Origin of the sequence: Sphaerospermopsis sp. FACHB-1094 (genome assembly GCF_014696195.1) — a bacterium.
Lineage (GTDB): Bacteria > Cyanobacteriota > Cyanobacteriia > Cyanobacteriales > Nostocaceae > Sphaerospermopsis > Sphaerospermopsis kisseleviana.
Genome location: NZ_JACJPT010000037.1, coordinates 1 through 19,954, shown reverse-complemented (window position 1 = coordinate 19,954; position 19,954 = coordinate 1). Strand labels below are relative to the sequence as shown.

At 37.8% G+C, this 19,954-nt stretch carries 17 protein-coding genes and 2 pseudogenes; 11 read left to right on the top strand and 8 right to left on the bottom strand.

The window, feature by feature from the left end:
- Positions 1-165: 165 nt before the first annotated feature.
- From H6F47_RS13355 to H6F47_RS13330, 6 genes are all read right to left on the bottom strand, one after another.
- A complete protein-coding gene (locus tag H6F47_RS13355) occupies positions 166-966 on the bottom strand; it encodes an SDR family oxidoreductase (RefSeq protein ID WP_190347356.1) in 801 nt (266 codons plus the stop codon).
- A gap of 134 nt (positions 967-1,100) precedes the next feature.
- Positions 1,101-1,541 carry a sulfur transferase domain-containing protein gene (locus H6F47_RS13350; RefSeq protein WP_096572481.1) on the bottom strand — a complete coding sequence of 147 codons (441 nt, stop codon included), beginning with the start codon at positions 1,539-1,541 and terminating at the stop codon, positions 1,101-1,103.
- 22 nt (positions 1,542-1,563) lie between these two features.
- Positions 1,564-2,775: a glutathione S-transferase family protein gene (locus H6F47_RS13345; protein WP_137666501.1), complete on the bottom strand. Its 1,212-nt coding sequence runs from the start codon at positions 2,773-2,775 to the stop codon at positions 1,564-1,566.
- Positions 2,776-2,778: 3 nt separating this feature from the next.
- Complete coding sequence (locus H6F47_RS13340) at positions 2,779-3,435, bottom strand: class I SAM-dependent methyltransferase family protein (RefSeq protein WP_096572483.1); 657 nt, start codon at positions 3,433-3,435, stop codon at positions 2,779-2,781.
- Between the two features lie 183 nt (positions 3,436-3,618).
- The gene (locus H6F47_RS13335) at positions 3,619-4,590 is read right to left on the bottom strand and encodes a threo-3-hydroxy-L-aspartate ammonia-lyase (protein ID WP_137666500.1); all 972 of its coding nucleotides are present in this window, start codon (positions 4,588-4,590) and stop codon (positions 3,619-3,621) included.
- Between the two features lie 181 nt (positions 4,591-4,771).
- Positions 4,772-5,812 carry an NADP(H)-dependent aldo-keto reductase gene (locus tag H6F47_RS13330; protein ID WP_137666499.1) on the bottom strand — a complete coding sequence of 347 codons (1,041 nt, stop codon included), beginning with the start codon at positions 5,810-5,812 and terminating at the stop codon, positions 4,772-4,774.
- Between the two features lie 457 nt (positions 5,813-6,269).
- On the opposite strand from H6F47_RS13330, the gene H6F47_RS13325 reads away from it, so the two are divergent.
- The 10 genes from H6F47_RS13325 (at position 6,270) to H6F47_RS13280 (ending at position 18,960) form a co-directional block, all read left to right on the top strand.
- Positions 6,270-8,015: an iron uptake porin gene (locus H6F47_RS13325; RefSeq protein ID WP_137666498.1), complete on the top strand. Its 1,746-nt coding sequence runs from the start codon at positions 6,270-6,272 to the stop codon at positions 8,013-8,015.
- Positions 8,016-8,193: 178 nt separating this feature from the next.
- The gene (locus tag H6F47_RS13320) at positions 8,194-9,015 is read left to right on the top strand and encodes an NADPH-dependent oxidoreductase (protein WP_137666497.1); all 822 of its coding nucleotides are present in this window, start codon (positions 8,194-8,196) and stop codon (positions 9,013-9,015) included.
- 516 nt (positions 9,016-9,531) lie between these two features.
- On the top strand, positions 9,532-10,329 hold the full coding sequence (locus H6F47_RS13315) for an ATP-binding cassette domain-containing protein (protein ID WP_096572488.1): 798 nt from the start codon (positions 9,532-9,534) through the stop codon (positions 10,327-10,329).
- A 213-nt stretch (positions 10,330-10,542) separates the two neighbouring features.
- Positions 10,543-11,664 (top strand): aliphatic sulfonate ABC transporter substrate-binding protein, encoded by a 1,122-nt coding sequence (locus H6F47_RS13310; RefSeq protein WP_096572489.1) that lies wholly within the window; start codon positions 10,543-10,545, stop codon positions 11,662-11,664.
- Between the two features lie 34 nt (positions 11,665-11,698).
- A complete protein-coding gene (locus H6F47_RS13305) occupies positions 11,699-12,562 on the top strand; it encodes a TauD/TfdA family dioxygenase (protein WP_137666496.1) in 864 nt (287 codons plus the stop codon).
- Positions 12,563-12,623: 61 nt separating this feature from the next.
- Positions 12,624-13,667 carry a sulfonate ABC transporter substrate-binding protein gene (locus tag H6F47_RS13300; RefSeq protein ID WP_190347357.1) on the top strand — a complete coding sequence of 348 codons (1,044 nt, stop codon included), beginning with the start codon at positions 12,624-12,626 and terminating at the stop codon, positions 13,665-13,667.
- 149 nt (positions 13,668-13,816) lie between these two features.
- Positions 13,817-14,656 (top strand): aliphatic sulfonate ABC transporter permease SsuC, encoded by an 840-nt coding sequence (ssuC, locus tag H6F47_RS13295; protein WP_096572905.1) that lies wholly within the window; start codon positions 13,817-13,819, stop codon positions 14,654-14,656.
- A 165-nt stretch (positions 14,657-14,821) separates the two neighbouring features.
- Positions 14,822-15,991, top strand: a complete 1,170-nt coding sequence (gene ssuD / locus H6F47_RS13290; protein ID WP_190649542.1) for an FMNH2-dependent alkanesulfonate monooxygenase — start codon at positions 14,822-14,824, stop codon at positions 15,989-15,991.
- A 34-nt stretch (positions 15,992-16,025) separates the two neighbouring features.
- Entirely contained in the window at positions 16,026-16,592 is a 567-nt protein-coding gene (gene ssuE, locus H6F47_RS13285; protein WP_096572493.1) for an NADPH-dependent FMN reductase, read from the top strand.
- 94 nt (positions 16,593-16,686) lie between these two features.
- Positions 16,687-18,960 carry an FAD/NAD(P)-binding protein gene (locus H6F47_RS13280; RefSeq protein ID WP_190649552.1) on the top strand — a complete coding sequence of 758 codons (2,274 nt, stop codon included), beginning with the start codon at positions 16,687-16,689 and terminating at the stop codon, positions 18,958-18,960.
- A gap of 58 nt (positions 18,961-19,018) precedes the next feature.
- Here the strand turns inward: H6F47_RS13280 and H6F47_RS28540 are convergent, their stop codons facing one another.
- Together H6F47_RS28540 and H6F47_RS13270 are read right to left on the bottom strand one after the other, a co-directional pair.
- Positions 19,019-19,153 carry a hypothetical protein gene (locus H6F47_RS28540; RefSeq protein ID WP_255427055.1) on the bottom strand — a complete coding sequence of 45 codons (135 nt, stop codon included), beginning with the start codon at positions 19,151-19,153 and terminating at the stop codon, positions 19,019-19,021.
- A gap of 33 nt (positions 19,154-19,186) precedes the next feature.
- Positions 19,187-19,423: pseudogene (locus tag H6F47_RS13270) on the bottom strand (IS701 family transposase); the annotation flags it as partial.
- Positions 19,424-19,495: 72 nt separating this feature from the next.
- On the opposite strand from H6F47_RS13270, the pseudogene H6F47_RS13265 reads away from it, so the two are divergent.
- Positions 19,496-19,849: pseudogene (locus H6F47_RS13265) on the top strand (transposase); the annotation flags it as partial.
- Positions 19,850-19,954 lie beyond the last annotated feature (105 nt).

Genomic DNA, 19,954 nt, shown 5'->3' with positions numbered 1-19,954 from the left:
TTCCTCTTTTTTGTAACATTAATTGATTGAAAAACCGTAGGTTGGGAAGCCACCGTTGTGGACGGGTTTCCCGGCTTGAAACGAGTGGCGTTTGACGTAAGGAAACCCAACAAAATTCTGAAAATGTTGGGTTGCGCTGTCGCTTAACCCAACCTACGGAATAACTTAGACTCCCGGTGTAGTTCCACCATCAACTTGAATTTCTGCACCAGTAATAGAACCAGCTAAATCAGAAACTAAAAATAAAGCTAGTGCAGCAATTTCTTCAGGTTGAACTACTTTTCCTAAAGGTATTGATTTCACTGATTGCGCTTTATATTCATCCACAGTAATACCCAAACTTTCGGCATTTTGCACTGCTAAAGTTTTCGCTCTTTCTGTGTCTGTTAAACCAGGAGAAATGGCATTAATTTTAATATTATCTAGGGCTAATTCTTTAGAAATGCCTCGTGTAAAGTTGAGCAATGCTGCATTTGTCGTTCCTCCTGGTAGGAAATTAGGACGGGGTGTACGTCCAGCACCACCGATAATGTTAACAATACGTCCATCACCCTGTTTTTTTAGATGAGGTACAACGGCTCTCACAAAGCGAATATAACCCAAAAGTTTTAAATTCCAAGCATCTAAAAATGCTTCATCACTTAATTCTAAAAATGACCCTGCACGGGCTGAACCAGCATTATTAATCAAGATATCAATTTTTCCAAATTGTTCTAATGTTTTAGAAACAACTTTTTCAATATCTTCTGCTTTAGTTAAATCGGCACTCACACCAATAACTTTAGCATTTGTATCATCTAAGGATTGAATATCAATTACTGCTTGATCAAGTCTTTTTTGGTTGCGAGCAGCAATAACGACATTCACACCTTCACTATATAAACCTTTGGCGGTAGCTAATCCAATTCCGGCACTACCACCTGTAACAATTGCTGTTCTACCTGATAGATTTAGTTCTAAACTCATAACAGTTGTACCCGATAAATTTACCCAGTGGATTCGTTAATGTATTTCGCGCCAAGAGGTAAAGGAGCAAAGACACAAAGTTTTAGATTTTAAGTTTTAGATTTTGAATTTTTATTTGCTCCTGAGATGAAAATTTAATTTTGTCTGGCTGCAAATTTTTCTAATAAAAATTGCTTGAGATGTGGCTGTTCTAAATTAATTCCTAATTCATTAGCTTTTTGAGCAATTTGTTCATAGGTTAAATCTGCTTGAATTGCTTCTGCTATTAAGGCTATTCCTCCGGCTCTTGCACCACCAGCACAGTGAATTAAAATTGGTTTCGGCAATTTCTCAATAGCTTGAATTGCTTCTGCTGTTAATTTTTGATTTGCCGCTTGAGAATTTAAGGGAATGTTTGTATATTCCAGTCCTACAATTTGTGCTTCCTGCTTTTCATCGTGAACAAAACCATTTTCATCAGGAGAACGTAAATTTAAAACTGATTTGAAACCTTCTATTGACAATTGTTTTAATTCATCGGATGAAATTTGTCCGGCAATACTCAAATCATTGCTCACCTTTTTAAAATCAGTCATTTTAATTCCTCTTGTTATCAAATCAATAAATAGATGCAAAAACTTTATCTGCTGCTGCTCGTAATGCAGTAGCAGCGCCAGCACTCATATCTCGTGGCGCACAAATTCTATTTCTGATATAAGCCAGCGTAATAGTCCCTGTAGCAGCGATAATTGGATCTATACTTTCTTTACCTCCAGTTCTACCGCCTGGTAATAATTCGTTATTACCATTCAGGAGATAATCAGCTAATAATCGTAGGTGAAAATCCACAGCGTCTTTAATGATTGAGATATCACCTAAAGATTGAACTCCAGAATTTTTGAGAATATCGCTAATAGCAACTTCTCGATTATCACTTAATCTTTCAGCCGCTTCTGCACGATATTCAATAAATTCAGCCTCAGCTAAATCTAAAGGTAAGGGATTACCAATAGGTTCTATGCCAAATCTCCGCCTTAAAAGTAAATTATTAGTAATGTTGTCTGATTTAACTCTGTTGTAAGCAGGACGTTTTTTAAGTGCTGCAAACCAAACATTGATGAGAGGAAAACGAGAATTTCCTTTGATGTGATATCCTCTATATACTGGTAAATTAGCCGCCAATCTATCTAAATGGGGACTATACATAATATCTACCAGGCTAAATGTTGATAAAAAATAGGGTTTTGGATATCTCCCTAAAGTCTTTTCAATTTCATCTAATTTAGCTTCAAATTCTGCTTGTAAATTTGCTAATTCTTTGGCATCTTCTGGAGGTTGTCTCAAGAATTTATAGGCAATATCCCGAAAACCATTGGTTTCTGCATCTTCAACCCATTGTCTGGCGATCGCATTTTCTTCTGGATCTTCTGGTAATAACGTTTCCCCAAAATGCTCTTCCAATTCTAAAAGAATATCTTTAGATTCATAAACTAACTTACCCTCAATTTTAGCAGCAGGTACAAGAGTTGTTGGCACTAAATCTGTGTACCATTTCGGTTTATTACTCAGATCAATAAATTCTGTTTCAAAGGGAATTTGTTTTTCTTCTAACGCAAACCAAACTCTTTCGCAGAAAGGACACCAAGAGTTACTATCTCTATATAACAATACTGGTGGTTTTCTCTCAGGGGGAAGTTTATACAGACTACTAGGAATAGGAGTAGTAGAAGGTGCTTGTCCTGGTCTTTTAACTCGACGGGCGGGGGTATTTTGTCGAGCTTTTTCTAATAATTGTTCCCAACTGGATATGGTAGTGCTTGCAATGGCCATTTCTTATCTCGCTTTATTTGGAACGCCGGAAAATACAAATAATTCTTCTTCTTTTGGTGTAGGTAGATGTTCACCTAAATAACGATGAATTCCTACTCCCATATCTCCTGTTGCTGTGAGTTTAAAGTTAACTTCCTCAAATCCAAAATCACGGAAGTATTTACGCACGGTTTCTGAATAAGCAATACCGTTAGAATGTCCACGAGTCCAAAGCACAAATGTGCCTTTTTTACTCAGAAAACTGAGATTTCCTAATAAACGATTGAGTTCATTTTCATCAGCTAAATTGCCAAAAATACCACAGACAATGACAATATCTGCTGGTACTGCTCCTACATAGTTATCAGCAGCAGTTGCATCACCATTGATAAACTCAATTTGTTTTGTTAGACCCAATGATTCTATAGTCGCACGTCCCCGTTCAACTAACCCAGGATTGATTTCTACTAATCTTGCATATACATCTTTAGTACGGGGATGATTTGCTAATGTTCCTAATAAATCTCGTCCATCACCAGCGCAAACACTAACTACCCGAATAGCTCCTATTGGGGAGTGATCTAAACTATAGGAAATATATTCCTGCACGATTTCTAAACGCTGCTGTAATTTGGGTTCAGTGTTGTAAAGATCGTGCCATTCTAACCAATCTTTTGGCATAAAAAAGATTCCCCGATTGCTAAAAACTTAGATTTTGGAGTGTGTTTTTTATCACTCCAATTTTAATATACGGTAAACCTATCGAGAATTAGTAGTTTAAGGATAAATACAGATTAACATATCAATTTACAGAAAATCAAGTAGTTAAATAATTAGATATCTAGCTAGTAATACGAAAAATGATTAAGTGGTTTGTAATAATTGACTAACTTGCGCTAAGTCTACATTTCCACCACTGATAATTACGCCAATTCTCGCTGCTGGTGCTTTAACGCTACCTTCTAATAATGCGGCTGCGGCTATGACTCCAGTGGGTTCAACAACGATTTTTAAGCGTTCCCAAATAAAGAACATGGTGCGAATGATGGCTGCTTCCGATACAGTCACCATATCATCTACGTATTCTAAGACTAGGGGAAAGGTGATTTTACCTAAACTGGGAGTCCTGACACCATCAGCAATGGTCTGGGGATTATGGACAGTTTGCAGGGTTTTGCTGTAAAAAGAGCGAGTAGCATCATCAGCTAATTCTGGTTCTACACCAATTATTTTACAATTAGGTAAAAGTGCTTTTGTTGCGATCGCACAACCAGAAATTAATCCACCACCACCGCAACATACCAATAAGTAGTCTAGTTGTCCCACTTCTTGAATTAGTTCTAATGCAGTTGTACCTTGTCCAGCAATGACATGAGGATAATCATAAGGTGGAATTAAAGTTAATTGGCGTTCTGCTGCGAGATTTTTGGTTAATTCTTCCCGGTTAGTTGTGTCACGGTTGTACAAAATGACTTCTGCACCATAGCTGCGAGTTGCAGTTTGTTTGACTATTGGTGCATCATCAGGCATAACTACAATGGTGGGAATATTGAGTAATTTCCCGGCTAAAGTGATCGCTTGGGCATGATTTCCTGAAGAATAGGTAATAACGCCTTTTATTTTCTGTTCTACTGATAATTGGACTAGGGCATTATAAGCACCACGAAACTTAAATGCTCCCGTCCGTTGGAAATTTTCGCATTTAAAAAATACTTGGCTTTGAGTCAGTTCATTGACAGTACCAGAGGTAATTACTGGTGTTTGATGAGCAATACCCACAAGCCGTTTTTGTGCGGCTTCTACATCAGTAATAGTAACAAAATCAGATAATAACATTATTTTTTCATAAAGTAACTCTCACCACCACTAATATTAACAGGACTTACGCAAAAGGGAACGAAAGTAGGGGTAATTCATGAATTACCCCTACGCAAGAATAAGGTTTTCAGTCACATCTTGCGTAAGTCCTAATTAAGTGAGGTGAGAATTTCGCTTTGTATTTTTTTACAAAACTCGGTTAAGGTGCTGGATTAGGATAACGAGTATGAATTGCATCTATTTCTGCGAAAATCTCTTTATCCAAAACCACATTGACACTATCTATATTTTCCTGCAATTGTGCCAAAGTTGTTGCCCCAATAATTGTACTTTTCACAAACCAGCGACTTTTGACAAATGCGATCGCTAACTGAGTCGCTGAAAGATTATACTTTTTAGCAATCTCCACATAAGCCTTAACCGCTTCTTGTACATTGGGTTTCAAATAACGTTGCCCAAAACCAGGAAACAGAGATATTCTTGTATTTTCTAACTGTTGATTTTCTATGTATTTACCAGTTAAAAACCCAAACCCAAGAGGACTATAAGCCAATAAACCCACATCTGTATAACGATAAACTTCAGCTAAACCTGATTCAAAATTACGATTGAGTAAATTGTAAGCATTTTGAGTTGTCAGAACTTTAGGTAATCCCAAATCATTAGCAATGCGAACAAACTCACTTACTCCCCAAGGTGTTTCATTACTTAAACCCAAATAACGAATCTTTCCAGCTTTAATCACATCAGCAAACGCCTGTAACTGTTCCGCAATAGGCACAGTTTCCCTTTCTAATTCTGGATTATAACTTGTCTGTCCAAATGTAGGAACATAACGATCAGGCCAATGAATTTGATACAAGTCTATATAATCAGTTTGTAATCTCTGCAAACTATCATTTACAGCCTGTGTAATATTCTCACGGTCAACTTTATTATTTCCACCTCTCAACCAGGAAAAAGGACGACCAGGACCTGCAATTTTAGTCGCAACTATTAGTTGATCTCGTTGCTGTTTCTTTAACCATTCCCCAATATAAGCCTCAGTTTTTCCTTGGGTTTCACCACGAGGGGGAACTGGATACATTTCCGCAGTATCCAAGAAATTTATCCCTTGGGCAACAGCATAGTCAAGTTGTTGATGCGCCTCCTCAATAGTATTTTGATGTCCATAGGTCATCGTTCCCAAGCAAATTTCTGAAACCTTGAGGTCGCTTCCAGGAAGTTGGTTGTATTTCATAATGTTTGAATAATGCTCCTTAATTCCATTTTGTTACAAAAACTAATAATATCGCTATCTTTTAAACATACACTAAGTCTACCGATTTATCGGAGTTAATAGCTTGACAACTATACTATCATACCCAAACTAGATGGACAAGCCTTTGTAAAAATTAATTTAAAATTCTAAAAAATGTATCCATGAATACTCACATTTTAGTTTTTTTATGAAATAGTGCTACTTATCAATCATTAACTACAGTATCTTGATAGAATTACCGTATATTGTTTTTATACATAAGGTAATTGTGTCATTACTCTAGGCTTTTATGTCATTAATAATACAAAACTAACCCAGATAGACCTACAAGAAAGTTCTATCTGAGAAGTTCGATTTTCTCCTGTGATTCAGTGTGAAATTCTATGTAATTTCGTGTCGGCTCTAATTCTGTGTGTGTGTGGGGTTATCAACCAAAATGAAAAAAACTGCTTGGAATTTATTGCTTACTTTACCAATGTCTATATTCCTCTTGGTCTTAGCAGCTAGTACAAAATCTTCTGCTAGTGAAAGAGGGCAAGAAAAGGAAACGACAGGTAAAGAGACCTTATCAACCGTCAGTATAAATATCCCTGACTCTGACAACGTTAATCAAATAATTACCCAAAAAGAAACTAACTCAGAACTTTTCTTTTCATCTAATGAGTTTCAAGATAGTGAGTCACAACTTACATCTGTATCCCAACTTTCAGATGTCCAACCAACAGATTGGGCTTTTCAAGCTTTGCAATCTTTAGTAGAACGTTATGGTTGTATTGCTGGTTATCCAGATAGTACATTTAAAGGTAATCGTGCCTTGAGTCGCTATGAATTTGCCGCAGGATTAAACGCTTGCTTAGATCAAGTAAATAAACTTATTGCATCATCCACATCAGATTTAGCTGTAAAAGAAGATTTGGAAGGCATACAACGTCTAACTGAAGAATTTAGTACCGAACTTGCTCAATTACGCGGGAGACTAGATAAGTTAGAAGCAAGAACAGCAGAAATAGAGGCTAATCAGTTTTCGACAACAACTATACTGAGCGGTCAGGCTCAGTTCGTACTGGGAGGTGTTTTAGCGGGCAATAACGTGATCACCAAAAAACCAGCACCTAATATCATCACATTTCAAAATGCAGTTCAATTAGCACTAAACACAAGTTTTACTGGTAAAGATCAACTGCGATTAGTCCTTTCAGGTGGAAATATTGAATCTTTGGGACAAACTAGGACTGGACTTTTGGGAACATTTGATGGCAGAACGGCCGATAATCGTAGACCTAATCCTGCTCAACCCAATCAGGTTTTTGTTAGTGGTATTCGTTATCGTTTTCCTATTGGTAAAAAGACCCAATTTAATATTTTTGCTCAGTCAGATGGAGCTAATGAAATAGGTTTAAGTGGACCAACTAACCCCTTTGAAGGTTCTTTCACTAATGGGATAACACGATTTTCCCGACGGAATATGGTGTACAACTATGGAGATACCGGACCGGGAATTGCTATTCTTCATAATCTAAGTGAGCAGTGGCAATTAGGAGCATCCTATAGCGCCCCTAATGGCAATGACCCCTCGCCTAATAATGGTTTGTTTACAGGCAGATATGTGGCTTTTGGACAATTAACTTACTTTAGCCCCAAAAAGAATTTTCGCCTTGGTTTAAGTTACGCTAATACCTACAGTCCACCAGGTGCAATTGGTCAAGGAGGAACAAACTTTGGACCTGCTGCTGGTAGTAACTTAGCAAATAGTACCGTACCTGGTGCGGGAACCGTGGGAAACCTTTATGGAATTGGGGCATTATATAGACTAAATCCAAAATTAACAGTCAATGGTTTTGTGGGGTATTCAGCCCATCGTTATTTAGGGCATGGAGATGGTCAAGTCTGGAATTGGGGAGCAGGAATAACATTTCCCGATTTAGGTAAAAAAGGTAGCTTAGGCGCTCTCTTTGTGGGTCAAGCACCAACACTGACTCGTTTAAGTTCAAATGTAGATTTAGGAGCAGGTAGGGGTCAAGCAGACAAAGATACTTCACTGCACATTGAGGGATGGTATAAATATAAACTCACTGATAATATTGAGATTACACCTGGATTTATTTGGGTAACAGCACCAGACTCAGATGCTAGTAATCCTGCTAGTGTAGTCGGTTGGCTGCGTACAACTTTCAGGTTTTAACCTAGTAAAGTACCTCTGATAATATAGCGCAAGCCATATCAAGATTTACATGATTCGAGGATTTGCAGGGTTTCGTATTTATTAAAATTCTTTAATCCTGTTAATCCTTTAATCCTGGACATCCTGATTCAGACATTTTCATTCTTTGCTATCATTATTTTTCCGAAAGTTAAAAGTTATGACTAACCTAACTGAATTACTAAATTATAGGTATGGTAATGACAAATTTAATCCAGATATTCCCTGGAGTGACACATTAGCAACTTTGCTATCTCATCGTTCAATTCGTGCTTATTTACCTGATGCTTTACCCCCAGGAACTTTAGAAGTTTTAATCGCTGCTGCCCAATCTGCCTCTACTTCCTCTAATCTTCAAACTTGGAGTGTGGTAGCAGTTGAAGATGGAAATCGTAAAGAAGAATTATCAAAACTAGCTAATAATCAAGCGCACATTCGCCAAAGTCCTCTCTTTTTAGTATGGTTAGCAGATTTAGCTAGACTAACAAATATTGCTGAAAGTCGTGGACTACCTCACGAAGGTTTAGATTATTTAGAAATGTTTTTGATGGCGGCTATAGATGCAGCTTTAGCAGCGCAAAATGCTGTAGTAGCAGCTGAATCTCTGGGATTAGGAACTGTGTATATCGGTGCATTGCGAAATAAACCACAAGAGGTAGCCCAAATTTTGAATTTACCTCCTCATGTAGTTGCTGTTTTTGGTTTGTGTGTGGGCTATGCAGATCCCGTTGTTAAAATAGCAATTAAACCACGTTTACCGCAATCTGTAGTTTTACATCGAGAAATATATAACCTTGCAGAACAAGAGCAAGGAATATTAGAATATAACCAAATCATGGAAAATTTCTACAATTCACAACATATGAATATTCCTGGTGATTGGTCGGAACATTCTAGTAAAAGGGTAGCATCGGCTGAATCTTTATCTGGTCGGCATAGGTTAAAAGAAATTCTGAATAATTTGGGGTTTGAATTAGGATAATTAAGTTTTGTAATCAGGGTATAAATCACAATAATTTGTTAAAAAATACTCAAAAATAAATTTTTGTTATTGTTTGATGTAGGCAATTAATAGATTAATTGCAAAATTTTTGTATGGAATAAATCCTCATAAGTAAGTGGGGATTTTTTTATGTCTATTTTTAATATTTTTTTCTCAAAGATGCTTGCAATTTTTAGATAATTGTGAAATACTAAGATAAAACTACGGTATTCCTACAAAGTTATCGGAGATTCTACTCAATGGCACGGAAACAAGCATACTGGTATTAATACCAGATGCTTCTTTACTAAAGCTTGTTGTCCAGAAATGTGATACTCAACCTAATAAAAGAGATGAATTGCTGTCAATCTTACATATCTCTTAAAGCCTGAGCATAAATATGTTGATTTTCTAAGGATTTCGGCTCAGAAAACTGTTACATAAGCATTGCCTATTTTTATTTGACAGCTTTACTCCCATGACAAGTAAACAATCCAAAAGTAAGAGGTTTTGAACATGACTAATAAAGGAATGCAATTAAATCTTGAAGGACTGAGAAAGTCTTTTGGCAACAAAACTGTTTTACAAGGAATTGATTTAGAGATTCAGCCGGGAGAATTTGTAGCTATTGTTGGTCGGAGTGGCTGTGGTAAAAGTACAATGTTGCGTCTAGTGGCTGGGCTAGATGCGCCCAGTGATGGCAATGTTTTGTTAAACGGTAAATATTCTGATAAACCTATTAATCCAGCCGTTCGGATGATGTTTCAGGATTCTCGTCTGTTACCTTGGCAGCGAGTATTGGCAAACGTAGAATTAGGTTTAATAGGTGCTAATTCTAAAGTTTATGCTCGACAAACAGCTTTACAAGTGCTTCGTGATGTGGGGTTAGAAGACCGCGCCCACGAATGGCCTTCCGTTCTTTCCGGTGGACAAAGACAACGGGTGGCTTTAGCCAGGGCATTGGTAAGTAAACCGTCTTTACTGTTGCTAGATGAGCCTTTGGGAGCGTTGGATGCCCTAACTAGAATTGAAATGCAACAATTATTAGAACGTTTGTGGACAGAACAAGGATTTACAGCATTGTTAATTACTCATGATGTAGAAGAAGCCGTAGTTTTAGCAGACCGAATAGTTTTGATTGAAGATGGTCAAATTAGTATGGATGTGAAAATTGATCTCCCACGTCCAAGAGCTAGAGGAGATGCAAAGTTTGCTAAGACTGTGGAGAAGATTTTAAACCGAGTCATGGGTCAACCAGAATATCAAAAGTCAGAAGTGGAATACGTTTTTAGTTCTAGTTCTGCGATCGCCTAAATTTCCACAACTTTACTCTACACAACTCTGTACAGCCATAAATTTAGGACTTGTCATCTAGTATTACTCAGTTTTCTTCTCAGTCAGTGGCAGTTAGTTTTTCTCACACCTTAATGGGGTGGGTGTTCCTTTCCCACCTCACTTTCTTAAATTAACTTAAATTAAATAGCTGAAAAATTTTTTACTTACTCAATCATAAAAGGTAATTTAATAATGCCAAATTGGAAAAATAAAATTGAATCATGGAAAGGCCTACGTATTACTCGTCGTCATGCCTTATTTGCTTTTGGTTATAGTGTAGTTTTGTCAACTACACTATTTAGTTGCAACAGTCCGCAACAAAAACAAAGTAATTCAGAGATAAACAATACAGCATCTAATACAACTAATACATCTACCTCTGGGAACAGTTCTACCTCTACTCAAAAAGTAGTGAGGATAGTCCGTTCTAAACAACTTACAGCCTTAGCAGTTCTGGAGAAACAAGGCACTCTGGAAAAACGCTTAGAACCTCTAGGTTATAAAGTGGAATGGCCTGAATTTGCCGCAGGTCCACAACAGTTAGAAGCTTTAAATGCAGGTGGACTGGATATTGCTTCCACTGCTGAATCACCTCCTATTTTTTCCCAAGCGGCTGGCGCTCCCCTGGTTTATTTAGCAGCTAATTCTTCAGATGGTCAAGCAGTTTCTCTTTTAGTTCCAGCTAATTCACCTGTTAAAAGTGTCCAGGATTTAAAAAGTAAAAAAATTGCTTTCCAAAAAGCCTCGATAGGGCATTATCTAACAGTTAGAGCCGTAGAAAAAGAGGGTTTAAAACTAACTGATGTTGAGTCTGTTTTCCTAGCACCTCCAGATGCTAATGCAGCCTTTAGTCAAGGTAAAGTTGATGCTTGGTTTATTTGGGAGCCATTCGTTACCAGAAATGTGCAGAACAAAGTTGGTCGTGTGTTGATAGATGGTGGTAATGGTTTAAGAGATACTAATAATTTTATTTCTACAAACCGTAAATTCTATCAAGAAAATCCTCAAGTGATTAAAATATTTTTGGAAGAATTACAAAAAGCACAGGTTTGGTCTAAGAACAATCCCAAAGAAATTGCTCAATTGTTGGCTCCTGTAACTCAACTTGATGCACCAACATTAGAAAAAATGCACAGTAAATATGATTTTGCATTAGTGCCTATTACCGATGCAGTGATCAACAAGCAACAAGAAGTTGCAGATAAATGGTACAGCCTGGGACTAATACCCAAGAAAGTTAATGTTAAAGACGGGTTTTTAACACCGGAACAATATGCGGAAATTACTCCCAAAGAAGTGTTAGCAAGTAAATAAAAATTTGTAATTTATTAATCTGGAAATCTCAACTATGACGACTCTAACTTTAACCAAATTTCAAATTACTCCTCTTGATGCACCCTTGGGAGCAGTAGTTACTGGACTAGATGCTAGTCAAACCATTGCACCTGAAGTCATTTTACAATTAAAACAAGCATTGCGGGATTATCATATTCTCATCTTCAAAAATCAAAATTTGACTGATGAGCAATTTTTAAACTTTAGTTTTTACTTTGGTTCTCTTTTTGTTCCTCCAGATAACGTTCCAGTTTTAGCTTCTCAGCCCGGAATCACACCAGTGATAATTCCTGTTTCCAATGTTGATAACGGTTATACAGGAACAGGTGAAATACCTTTTCATTCTGATCATAAATGGACTCCTTTTCCTTCCAGTGGTTCTTTACTTTATGCTTTAGAAATTCCATCCCAAGGGGGAGATACTTCCTGGTTAAATCTAAATTTAGCTTATGCAACTTTGGATGAATCAACAAAAAAACGAATTGCTAATTTACAGTTGATTACTTATAATCCGTTTTTAAATAAACCAGGAGAACCCAGAAGAAAATATCGTGAGGATAAAAATATTCCTCTCATTAGTCCTGTATTTCCCCATCCATTAGTCAGAACACATCCAGAAAGTGGCAAGAAGATTTTATATTTAGATTACGCCACAGAAGTGGAAATTGTAGGTTTAGATCCCCAAGAGGGTCAAGAATTAATTGCACAGTTGCGATATCATCTGCATCAACGTCAATTTTATTATCAACATAAATGGTCTGTGGGCGATATTGTTTATTGGGATAATCAATCTACATTACATTACCGTCAAGCTTTTGATCCTAATGAACGTCGAGTTTTGAAACGGATTAGTTTAGCGGGTAGTCGCCCATTTTAGGTTTTGTAATAAAAACAGTCATAAAACAATTTGAATTGAAATTTATTGAGGAGACAGAAGCATGAAGCTTAACTTACCACGACGCATATTTTTACAGAAATTCCTTCAATACTCAATATCAGCATTAGCTTTAGTTACTCTTTCTGTACCAATTTCCAGTAAAATAGTCGAAGCCCAAAATACAACTAATAAAACAGGCATTAACACCAAAGTAGTCCGACTGGCTTATCAAACTTCTGGCGATATTGTAAAGATCAAAGGAGTAGTAGATAAACGTCTTGAACCTTTGGGTATCAAAGTAGAATGGTCTCCATTTCCTGCTGGACCCCAACTTATGGAAGCGATGAATGCTAACAGAGTTGATATTGGTTCTGTGGGAGAAACACCACCTATATTTGCTCAAGCTGCTGGCGCTCAACTTGCCTATATTGCTGGACGTAAACCCAGTAAGGGTGAAGGTAGTGCTATTGTTGTTCAACAAGATTCTCCTATTAAAACAGTTAAGGATCTTAAAGGTAAAAAAGTTGTTTTTCAAAGAGGATCTGCTGCACATTATTTACTGCTTAGAGCATTAGGTGAAGTCGGGTTAAAAATTAGTGATATTCAAGCAGTGAGTTTAACTCCTGCTGAAGCCCGTGATGCCTTTATTCAAAAGAAGATTGATGCTTGGGTAGCTTGGGATCCTTTTATTGCTTTTGTCCAGAAAAATGCTAATGCTCGTGTTTTGAGAAATGCTTCAGGAATTGCTAACCAAGGTGGTTTTTATATGGCTAGACGTAGTTTTGCCGTTGAAAATCCAGAAGTTGTGCGTATAGTTTTAGAAGAAGTGGATAAGTTAGGGGAATGGGCAGAATCTAATCCTAATGAAGTTGTGAAAATTCTTGCTCCTGAATTGAAACTTGATCCAGCGCTTTTATCTGTGGTAGTTCGTAGACGTACATTTCGTTTACGTCCAATTAACTCATCTCTGATTGCCGAGCAACAACGCATTGCGGATCTATTCTACAACGAAAAAGTGATTCCTAGGCGAATTGCTATCAAAGATTCAGTTCTCACTTCTCAGCAGTATGCAGCTATTACACCGCGAAGAATTAGTAGAAAATAACTACTAATTGAGATTCCTGATTTCTGAGAACAAATCATAATTGGTTGGTAAGAATTCAGGAGTCAGAATATTTGTGTGAATATTTGTGTCTAGGAACAAATAAACTCTGCTTGTAATCATTCTCATCATCACTTAATAAATAAATGGTCATGAAACTTTCTTCTACTGATTTTTCATCAAAGTATTCAACAAGAAAAAATAAGTTCTATTTTAAATTTCTGAAAAACCGCTATTTTCAATCATTTATACCCTGGGTTGTACCAATTACAATAATTGTAGTGTGGCAGTTGTTATCCTCTATTGGTGTTATTCCTACAAGAATATTACCCGCACCTTTGGCAGTTCTTATTGCTGCTATTAAATTAGCTCAGACAGGTGAACTTTTCAGAAATATTGGTATTAGTGCCTTACGAGCGATATCCGGGTTTTTAATTGGGGGAAGTATTGGATTTAGTTTAGGTTTACTTAATGGTGTTTCTCGGATTGCGGAAAAATTACTAGATACATCACTGCAAATGTTGCGGAATATTCCTAATTTAGCATTAATTCCTCTAGTAATTTTATGGTTTGGCATTGGTGATGAAGCGAGATTATTTCTAGTATCTTTGGGTGTAATGTTTCCCATTTATTTAAACACTTTTCATGGGATTCGTAGTGTTGATCATGGATTGATTGAAATGGGTAAAATTTATGGTTTAAATACTTGGGGTTTATTTTGGCGAATTATTCTCCCAGGAGCAATGTCTTCAATTTTAGTTGGTGTGCGGTTTTCTTTGGGGATTATGTGGTTAACACTTATTGTGGCAGAAACAATTGCTGCTGATTCTGGAATTGGATATATGGCAACAAATGCTAGAGAATTTATGCAAACGGATGTTGTTGTGTTAAGCATTCTAATCTATGCCTTGTTCGGCAAGCTGGCTGATATAGTTGCTAAAGCTTTGGAAAACTACTGGTTGCAGTGGAATCCCAGTTATTTAAAGGGTTAATCTACTAATACTCGATAAAGTTACAGTGTTTTTTTGTAAAAGTATTGCTTTTCTTGATTCATTTGTGCAATACTCTTAAACATTACCTCAATAGTACGGTTAATCGATAGAATTACCGTAGTTATTGATTGAGTTTTTGATTACAAAGTTTTACACTTAAACATCATGCAAGTTCTTTGGTTTATTCCCACACATGGCGATGGACGCTATCTAGGAACTGCTATAGGTGGTCGTTCAGTCAACTTTGATTATTGGCGACAAATTGCCCAAGCGGTTGATCAATTAGGATTTACAGGAGCTTTATTACCTACAGGTCGTTCCTGTGAAGATGCCTGGATTTTAGCTTCAACTTTGGTAAGTCACACTAAAAAAATGCGATTTTTAGTAGCAATCCGTCCAGGATTGATGTCACCAGGGGTAGCGGCAAGAATGGCAGCAACTTTTGATAGAATTTCTGGCGGACGACTATTAATTAATGTCGTTACTGGTGGTGATCCTGTTGAATTAGCTGGTGATGGTTTGCATCTTAGTCATGATGATCGCTATAAACTGACAGATGAATTTTTAACAGTTTGGCGACAAATAGCAGGTGGTGAAACTTCTAACTTTGAAGGTGATTATCTCAATATTAAAGAAGGGAAAATACTATTTCCTAATGTGCAGAAACCTTATCCACCTTTGTGGTTTGGTGGTTCTTCTACGATTGCCCAAGAAATTGCTGCCAAGCACGTTGATGTATATTTAACTTGGGGTGAACCACCTGAAAAAGTAGCAGAAAAAATCGCTTCTGTAAAACGTTTAGCAGAAGCACAAGGTAGAACCTTACGGTTTGGGATTCGTCTTCATGTCATTGTTAGAGAAACTGAAAGTCAGGCTTGGGATGCGGCTAATGATTTGATTCGTTATGTAGATGATGAGGCTATTAACAAAGCCCAACAAGCCTACTCTCGCATGGATTCAGTTGGACAACAGTTGATGAAGGAATTACATAATGGTAGTCGGGAAGCATTAGAAATTAGCCCCAATTTATGGGCAGGAATTGGTTTAGTGCGTGGTGGTGCTGGAACTGCATTAGTAGGCGATCCTGATACTGTTGCTCGAAGAATGCAAGAGTATGCAGATTTAGGAATTGATACTTTTATCTTCTCTGGTTATCCCCATTTAGAAGAAGCTTATCGGGTAGCAGAATTACTTTTTCCTCGTTTACCTTTGAATAATTTACCAACAGTAGAACCGCAGTTATTGAGTCCTTTTGGTGAGATTGTTGCTAACCGGGAATTTCCCCAGCAGCTTCAAGAACAACTTAGAGAAACAACAGTAGCAACTGTAGATTAGTTAAAAATTAATTAAATCAAGAGGTTTAGATCACATGACTAATATTTTAGCGATCGCTGGTAGTCCTTCTCATCCTTCCAGAACCTACGGAATTTTAGAATATGCGACTCAAATTGTTTCCCAACAAGGCTTAGAAACAGATATTATTTCTGTGCGAGATTTACCTGCGGAAGATTTAGTTTTTGGACGTTATAATAGCCCTGCTTTAGAAAAACCAAAAGCATTGTTAGAAAAAGCAAGTGGCGTAATTATTGCCACTCCAATTTACAAAGCCGCTTATACTGGGGTACTCAAATCTTTCTTAGATTTATTACCACAAAAAGCCTTAAAAGATAAGGTTATATTACCTTTAGCCACCGGTGGTACAATTGCCCATTTATTATCAATAGAATATGCCTTAAAACCAGTTTTAGGTGAATTAGGTGCAAGGCATATTTTAAGTACAGTTTACGCAGTAGATAAGCAAATTCAAATTCAAGCTGATGGAAGTTTGCAGTTGGATGAAGAAATTGATCAACGTCTGCAAGAAGTTTTAATAGAATTTGTGCAAGCTGTTAATAAATTTCACCCTGATGTTAAAGAATTAGCATATAGCAACTAAAGGCATCTATGAATCAAAACTCTGAATTTTCCTAGCCTATGGGTAAGTTCTGTTGATTAAATCAGCGTTACTAGTGATTTTAACTGACAATGCCATGACTTCTAGTTTTTTGACTACTCACACTCCAACTACGATCACTATAGTTGGCGGAGGCTTTAGTGGTACTCTAGTGGCTACCCATCTATTAAAAACTGCTAGTCAACCCCTGATCATTAAGTTGATTGAGCGCAGTCGTCAAATTGGCAAGGGAATTGCTTATAGTACGGAGACTAACTGTCATTTACTCAATGTCTCAGCAGGTAACATGAGCGCGTTTCCTCATGACCCGGGACATCTGTTACGTTGGCTTCAGTACAACCGCAGCGAGTTAGAATCATTTTTTTCCGAAGAAGTCAATGCTAGTACCTTCATTCCCCGCAAAGTTTATGGTTTGTACATTCAGTCAGTTTTAGCAGAAGCAGAAGCCACAGCACCCAGTGATGTGCGTCTGGAAAGGGTGACTGATGAGGTGGTGGGGATACAACCGGAAGCAAAAAGGGCAGCTATTGCTCTCCGTAGTGGCCGCTATTTTAATGCCGATAAAGTTGTCTTGGCTTTGGGAAATTCCCTTTCTACACCTTCAGAAATTGAGAATACAGATAGTAATTATCTCCGCAATGCTTGGTCAGCCGATGCCCTAGATGATCTTGATCCTGATGCCCCTATACTACTGATTGGTACGGGATTAACAATGGTAGATATGGTGTTATCTCTGCACAGTCGCCAACACCGGGGTAAAATTTATGCTGTGTCTCGTCGGGGACTGTCTCCCCAAAAACATCAACCGGCTCAACCTTATGCTAATTCTTTAACTCCAGATACTTTCCCCACAACAGTACGGGGTTGGTTACATTGGTTGCGGACTGAGGTAGAAGTTGCCACATCTCAAGGTTATGGTTGGCGATCGCTCATTGACTCTCTACGTCCCCACACTCAGAAAATTTGGCAAAAACTACCAAAAGAGGAACAACGGCGATTTCTACGTCATTTAACACCTTATTGGGACATCCATCGTCACCGCATTGCCCCACAAGTGGGAGATGTAATCACAGAAATGCTCAATTCTGGTCAACTAACTATTTCTGCTGGCAGAATTAGAGAATATCAAGCTGTTCCTGGTGGTGTAGCTGTCACCATATCTGAACGCAAAACCCAGACTAATCAGATTTTGCCAGTGCGTCGAATAGTGAATTGTACCGGAGTAGCAGCAGATTATCGGCATTCAAATCATCCTCTGGTTACTAATTTGCGAAGCCAAGGATTAATTCGTCCGAATGTCCTGGGTTTAGGACTAGATACTAACTCCCAGGGTGCTTTATATCAAGCAGATGGTACAATTTCTTCCCTACTTTATACCTTGGGAACACCCCGCAAAGGCGATCTGTGGGAAACTATAGCTGTTCCAGAGCTACGAGGACAAGCACAGGCATTATCCCAGGAGTTGTTGCAGTCTCTACCATTGCGTGTGCGTCCTCTTCCTGCCATAGCTTTGAGCAATACCAGTACAGGAATACCACAGCCAACCTTTCTATTTCGCCAATTTTTCGACCCTGAAACCAGTAGCTATACCTACCTTATTGCGGATCAACAGTTAGGAGATGGGATTTTAGTTGATCCTGTATTAGAACAAGTTGACCGGGATTTGCAATCATTAGAAGAACTAGGATTAAAACTACGCTATTGCTTGGAAACCCATCTCCACGCTGACCATATTACAGGAGCAGGAAAACTCAGACAACAAACAGGCTGTCAGATCATCGTTCCTGAAAATCCTGCGGTAACAAAAGCAGATCGCTCTTTTGTAGGTGGGGAAATTATAGAACTGGGTTCAGTAACTATTGAAGCAATTTCTACACCTGGACATACTGCCAGTCACATAACCTATTTGGTGAATAAAACTCACTTGTTAACCGGTGATGCTTTATTTATTCGTGGTTGTGGACGTACAGATTTTCAGGGTGGTGATGCGGGAACTCTCTATGATGTGGTGACACAACGCCTATTTACCTTACCAGATGATACCTTAGTATATCCTGCCCATGACTACAAAGGGCGTACAGTTTCCACCATTGGGGAAGAAAAACGTCTCAACCCCAGATTTAGTGGCCGTACCCGTAGTCAATTCATCACCATTATGAATAATCTCAAATTGAGTTATCCCCAAAAGATGAATGCAGCAGTACCGGCAAATGAATACTGTGGTGATTTCATTCTCCAAGATAGCTTAAATCAGTCCACAACTTTAGCAAAAGAAGAACAAGAACAAATAGAACTAACCGTTATGGCAAATACAGAAATATACAATGATTACTTTGCTATGTATATATAGTGGCAGGTGAAAATGGAATTGGTGAAATGCTTTCCAATAGCTAAAGTAGTTGAAAAAGCTACCGCATATCATTAAAAACTATCTTCGATCCAGCAGCAGTAAAAGCAGTGCGATCGCCAAGTTGAGCATAACCAAAAACGGTCATTCCTGCTGCACATCCTGCTTGTACACCCGGTACAGATTCTTCTATCAAGGATTTGGTGCGTTATGCTGTCGCTAACACACCCGTATCATCTACACTTAATATCCCCCCTACCAGGTTGATAATTTTCTCTATTATGCTGAATAAATCTTTTGGTTCGTATCTCTCTCTCAATCAAAAGCGATTGACACTATCATGTGAAACATCTCCCAATATCTCGGCTAACCTACTACACCCTCCATACTTTGGCTCTGACAGTAAAAATAAGGTGTAGATGTCTAGATTGCATTGTGCTGTCGAGGGTTTAGTAATTTCTCTCATTCTCTCATACCCATTACTAGACGACCCTTATTTATCAATGCACTATTTTGTTATTCTGTCAATGCGTAAGTCCTAGATTATTTACTTTATTTACTCAAACAGTCTCCTGAACAACGATTACTAATCCTTTGGGATGGTGCTAGTTACCATCGTTCTCAAGAAATTAGAGATTTTTTGGACGAAATTAATCAGGGACTTTCAAGCGATCAATGGAAAATACAATGCGTTCGTTTTGCTCCTAATTGTCCGATACAAAATCCCATTGAGGATATTTGGTTACAAGCTAAAACATGGGTGCGACGTTTTTGTGCGTTGATACCAACATTTTCTCATCTAAAATGGATGTTTGAATGGTTTATCCGACACACTACTTTTGATTTTCCCACCCTTCAGATGTACGGAGCTTTTTCAAAAATCAAATATTAGTCCTATAGATGCTCAATTTAATAATGCTATTTTAACAGGTATCTGCATAAACAATTGGCAAATTAACCATCAAACAATTTTTGATAATGTAATTTGTAACTATAT

Bases quoted from the DNA above. Each gene is read 5' to 3' on its own strand.
- H6F47_RS13345 (WP_137666501.1), bottom strand. From the start codon at position 2,775: ATGGCCATTGCAAGCACTACCATATCCAGTTGGGAACAATTATTAGAA.
- H6F47_RS13320 (WP_137666497.1), top strand. From the start codon at position 8,194: ATGACTAACCTAACTGAATTACTAAATTATAGGTATGGTAATGACAAA.
- H6F47_RS13325 (WP_137666498.1), top strand. From the start codon at position 6,270: ATGAAAAAAACTGCTTGGAATTTATTGCTTACTTTACCAATGTCTATA.
- H6F47_RS13310 (WP_096572489.1), top strand. From the start codon at position 10,543: ATGCCAAATTGGAAAAATAAAATTGAATCATGGAAAGGCCTACGTATT.
- H6F47_RS13335 (WP_137666500.1), bottom strand. From the start codon at position 4,590: ATGTTATTATCTGATTTTGTTACTATTACTGATGTAGAAGCCGCACAA.
- ssuE (WP_096572493.1), top strand. From the start codon at position 16,026: ATGACTAATATTTTAGCGATCGCTGGTAGTCCTTCTCATCCTTCCAGA.
- H6F47_RS13355 (WP_190347356.1), bottom strand. From the start codon at position 966: ATGAGTTTAGAACTAAATCTATCAGGTAGAACAGCAATTGTTACAGGT.
- H6F47_RS13330 (WP_137666499.1), bottom strand. From the start codon at position 5,812: ATGAAATACAACCAACTTCCTGGAAGCGACCTCAAGGTTTCAGAAATT.
- H6F47_RS13340 (WP_096572483.1), bottom strand. From the start codon at position 3,435: ATGCCAAAAGATTGGTTAGAATGGCACGATCTTTACAACACTGAACCC.
- H6F47_RS13305 (WP_137666496.1), top strand. From the start codon at position 11,699: ATGACGACTCTAACTTTAACCAAATTTCAAATTACTCCTCTTGATGCA.
- ssuC (WP_096572905.1), top strand. From the start codon at position 13,817: ATGAAACTTTCTTCTACTGATTTTTCATCAAAGTATTCAACAAGAAAA.
- ssuD (WP_190649542.1), top strand. From the start codon at position 14,822: ATGCAAGTTCTTTGGTTTATTCCCACACATGGCGATGGACGCTATCTA.
- H6F47_RS13350 (WP_096572481.1), bottom strand. From the start codon at position 1,541: ATGACTGATTTTAAAAAGGTGAGCAATGATTTGAGTATTGCCGGACAA.
- H6F47_RS13280 (WP_190649552.1), top strand. From the start codon at position 16,687: ATGACTTCTAGTTTTTTGACTACTCACACTCCAACTACGATCACTATA.
- H6F47_RS13300 (WP_190347357.1), top strand. From the start codon at position 12,624: ATGAAGCTTAACTTACCACGACGCATATTTTTACAGAAATTCCTTCAA.
- H6F47_RS13315 (WP_096572488.1), top strand. From the start codon at position 9,532: ATGACTAATAAAGGAATGCAATTAAATCTTGAAGGACTGAGAAAGTCT.